Origin of the sequence: Saccharopolyspora sp. NPDC002686 (genome assembly GCF_040295745.1) — a bacterium.
Classification (GTDB): domain Bacteria; phylum Actinomycetota; class Actinomycetes; order Mycobacteriales; family Pseudonocardiaceae; genus Saccharopolyspora; species Saccharopolyspora oryzae.
On the sequence record NZ_JBEOVY010000539.1, the window covers coordinates 1 to 3,402 of the forward strand.

Consider the following 3,402-nt stretch of genomic DNA (forward strand, 5'->3'; position numbering starts at 1 on the left):
AACCCGCGACCCTCACCTTGGCAAGGTGATGCGCTACCAGCTGCGCTACATCCGCATTTTCATCGCCCTGTTGGGCTGTTGGGGACTACTTTAGCCCATGGTTCAGGGCTCGTTCACAGGGGGGTCCTCATCAGTTCGGGGCGGATGTTGCGCGGGTGGGGGTGATGCGCAGCAGCACGCGTTGTTCGGCTTGCATGGCCTGGCGATATGCGGGCCAGTCGGGGTGTTCGCCGGAGATGCTGCGGTAGTAGTCCTCGAGCAGGGGGAGGGCGTCGGGGAGTTCCACGATCTCCACGTCGCCGTCGAGCTGGATCCAGCGGCCGAAGAATTCGTCGGGGAGGACGCAGAGCCACGCGTGTGGGTGGCGGCGCAGGTTGCGGACTTTGGCGGAGCCAGCGACAGTGCTGACGGTGACGTGTCCGGCGCGGTCCGTGGTGGCCAGCACCGGCGTCATCTGGGGGGTTCCGTCGGTTCGCAGCGTGCTGAGCACAGCGCGGTGCTGGTGGCCGATCGCTTCGCGGGCTTCGTCGAGATCCATCGCGACCTCCGGGTGCCGGGACGTCCACGGTAGCGATTCCGGTCGGTGTTCGGGGGTTCACCGGTCGGCTCGGTCGGGGGAGGAATTGTGGGGGCGGACCAGGTCGCGTCGGATGACGTGGTGCTGTTGGGGCGGTTGCGGGACGGCGATGACGCCGCTTTCGGGGAGTTGTACCGCCGTCATTCGCCGATGGTGCGGCGCTTCGCGTTGAGCATGCAGCGGCCGGGGATCGACGTCGACGACGTGGTGGCCGAGGTCTTCTTGCGCGTGCTGCGCGCGGTTCGGTCTGGTCGCGGGCCTCGGGATGCGGTCCGCACGTACTTGTTCACGGTGGTTCGGCGGGTGTTGGCGGAGTGGGTGGCCGCGCGGCGGGACGAGTTGATGAACTCCGATGAGTTGGGCGAGCACGTGCCGAGGCAGGGGGATCACCAGGTCACGCAGGCCGAGCGCGAGCTGCTGGCCCGGGCGTTCTCGCGGTTGCCCGCGCGGTGGCGCGAGGTGCTGTGGCGCACCGAGGTGGAGGGGCACCGCCCGGCGAGCATCGCGCGGCAGTTGGGTTTGACGCCGAACGCGACGGCGGTGTTGGCGCACCGCGCGCGGCGCGGGCTGCGTGAGGCGTATCACCAAGCTTCCGAGGTGCCGGTGGCGCGGGCGCGGAGGTGCCTGCGCCGGGTTTGACGTGCCGCCGGGGGGTTGGCCGGAGCGCTCAGCATGATCGACAATGGGCCCGTTCGGGGACGACTATCACCCGTCGGGCCCATGACGCGCGCGGTACCGTTGCTCCACGCTCGGTTAGCGCCGGGGTTCGAGTGGCGATGCGATGTTGTTGAGGCGACCAGCCCGGGTGGGCGGGGAGGCGACGATGAACCGGGTGGTGCGGGGCTCCGACGGCCGCGAGTGGACCATCAAGGCGAGTTTGGAGTGGTCCAATCCGATCGCGGCGGAGGAGTTCGAGCACGACGTCAACGGCGGTGCCACGCCTGCCGTGGTGATGGGTGGGGTGCTGCTCTTCCTGGTGGTGCTGTTCGTGGTCTGGACGCCCGAGGACGTGTACGTGCCGCCGTGGCTGATCTTGCTGCTGATCGTGGCGGTGCTGTTCTTCCCGGTCCGCTGGGTGCTGCACCGCCCGTGGACGATCACCGCGGCCACGCCCGGCGATCACGACGAGAACCCGCCGGAGACCTGGGTGGGCGTGGTGCGCGGCTTCTACGACGTCCGCAAGGAGGTCTCCGAGGTGGCCCGCCACATCGAGCTCTACGCCGAACCGGACATGAACGGCAGCCTTCAACCGGTCGAGTAGTCGTTCCAGCCCCGTGCGCACTTCGGGTCGCTGCAGCAGCCCGAAGTGCGCACGGGGTTTGGTTTTTCGCGCACACTGGGGTGGTGCCGGAACTTCCTGAAGTCGAAGCGTTGGCCCAGCACCTCCGCGACAACGCCGTGGGCCGGACCGTGGCCCGGGTCGACGTCGCGTCGATGAGCGTGCTGAAGACGGCGAGTCCGCCGTGGACCGAGCTGCACGGCCGCACCGTCACCGCTGCTTCGCGGCGCGGCAAGTACCTGGACCTGGACTGCGACGGGTTGCACCTGGTCTGCCACCTGGCGCGGGCCGGTTGGCTGCGCTGGTCGGACAAGTTGTCGCCGACGCCGCCGAAGCCCGGGCGGGGGCCGATCGCGCTGCGGGTGAACCTGGGCGGGGTCGGGTTCGACCTGACCGAGGCCGGGACCCAGAAGAAGCTCGCGGTCTGGGTGGTCGCCGATCCGGGCGAGGTGCCGGGGATCGCGAAGCTCGGGCCGGACGCGCTGGAGCTGGACGTCGACGGGCTGACCGCGGTCCTGTCCGGGCGCACCGAGCGGATCAAGACGCTGCTCACCGAGCAGTCCTCGATCGCCGGGATCGGCAACGCCTACTCCGACGAGATCCTGCACGCCGCGAAGCTCTCGCCGTTCGCCACCGCGGGCAAGCTCGACGCCGATGCCGTGGCGCGGCTGCACGCGAGCACGCAGGAGATCTTGCGGGACGCGGTGCAGCGCTCGCTCAAGCAGGACGCGGCGCGGCTGAAGGCGGAGAAGCGGTCGGGGCTGCGGGTGCACGCGCGGACCGGTCTGCCGTGCCCGGTGTGCGGCGATCTGGTCCGGGAGGTGTCCTTCGCGGACCGTTCGATGCAGTACTGCCCGACCTGCCAGACCGGGGGCAGGACGCTCGCGGACCGGCGGCTCTCCCGGCTGCTGAAGTAGTTGTCCACAGCCTGTGGATCGATTCGCCCGTTGTGCACGGGTGCATAGCCGCTGGTGGAATCGGTCGATACCGCTGAACGGAAGAGTAAGGTACCGCTTACCGACGGAAATCGTGCACTGAGCGTAGCTGCCTTGATTCCTGGTGTGCTCGTCGTGCAGATTGATGTTGTGGCGGAGTTGTTGACTGAGCGGACGGTGCTGACCACGCTCGCGGCGCTCGCCGTGCTCGGCATGTTCGTCCTGCTGTGCCGGGCGCGTCGGGTGAGCACCTCGGTGGAGGATGCCACGCTGGCAGCGCTGCACCGCGTGACCAGCGCGGCTCCGCACCTGCGCGCGGGTTTGACGCCGGCTTCGGCGGACAAGGCGGCACCGCACCTGCGGGAACTGCTGGCCTGCGTCGCGGTGGGGATCGTCGACGCGGACGCGACGCTGCTGAGCTGGGACGGCGAGGCCAACCACCACTACGCCGACCTGCGCGGCAAGATCGAGCAGGTGCTGCGCACCGGCAAGCGCGAGTTCCTCGACCACGGCGACGTGACCTGCGAGCACCGGCCGTGCCCTATGCGGCACGCCGTCGTGGTGCCGCTGGAGGTCGAGCACGAGACCCGGGGCGCGCTGGCGGTGATCGC

4 protein-coding genes and 1 pseudogene are annotated in these 3,402 nt (G+C 69.5%); 4 read left to right on the forward strand and 1 reads right to left on the reverse strand.

Going from position 1 to position 3,402, the window contains the following annotated elements; all coding sequences use genetic code 11:
• Nucleotides 1-130 precede the first annotated feature (130 nt).
• Nucleotides 131-538, reverse strand: coding sequence for a PPOX class F420-dependent oxidoreductase (locus ABTZ89_RS37160; protein ID WP_351053838.1), 408 nt, complete (start codon nucleotides 536-538; stop codon nucleotides 131-133).
• Nucleotides 539-625: 87 nt separating this feature from the next.
• Between ABTZ89_RS37160 and ABTZ89_RS37165 the strand changes: the two genes are divergently transcribed.
• The 4 genes and pseudogenes from ABTZ89_RS37165 to ABTZ89_RS37180 all read left to right on the forward strand — a co-directional run.
• Nucleotides 626-1,216, forward strand: coding sequence for an RNA polymerase sigma factor (locus tag ABTZ89_RS37165; protein ID WP_351053841.1), 591 nt, complete (start codon nucleotides 626-628; stop codon nucleotides 1,214-1,216).
• 184 nt (nucleotides 1,217-1,400) lie between these two features.
• Nucleotides 1,401-1,838, forward strand: coding sequence for a DUF983 domain-containing protein (locus ABTZ89_RS37170; RefSeq protein ID WP_270952762.1), 438 nt, complete (start codon nucleotides 1,401-1,403; stop codon nucleotides 1,836-1,838).
• A gap of 83 nt (nucleotides 1,839-1,921) precedes the next feature.
• Entirely contained in the window at nucleotides 1,922-2,773 is an 852-nt protein-coding gene (locus ABTZ89_RS37175; RefSeq protein ID WP_351053844.1) for an Fpg/Nei family DNA glycosylase, read from the forward strand.
• Between the two features lie 180 nt (nucleotides 2,774-2,953).
• A pseudogene (locus ABTZ89_RS37180) lies at nucleotides 2,954-3,402 on the forward strand (sensor histidine kinase); the annotation flags it as partial.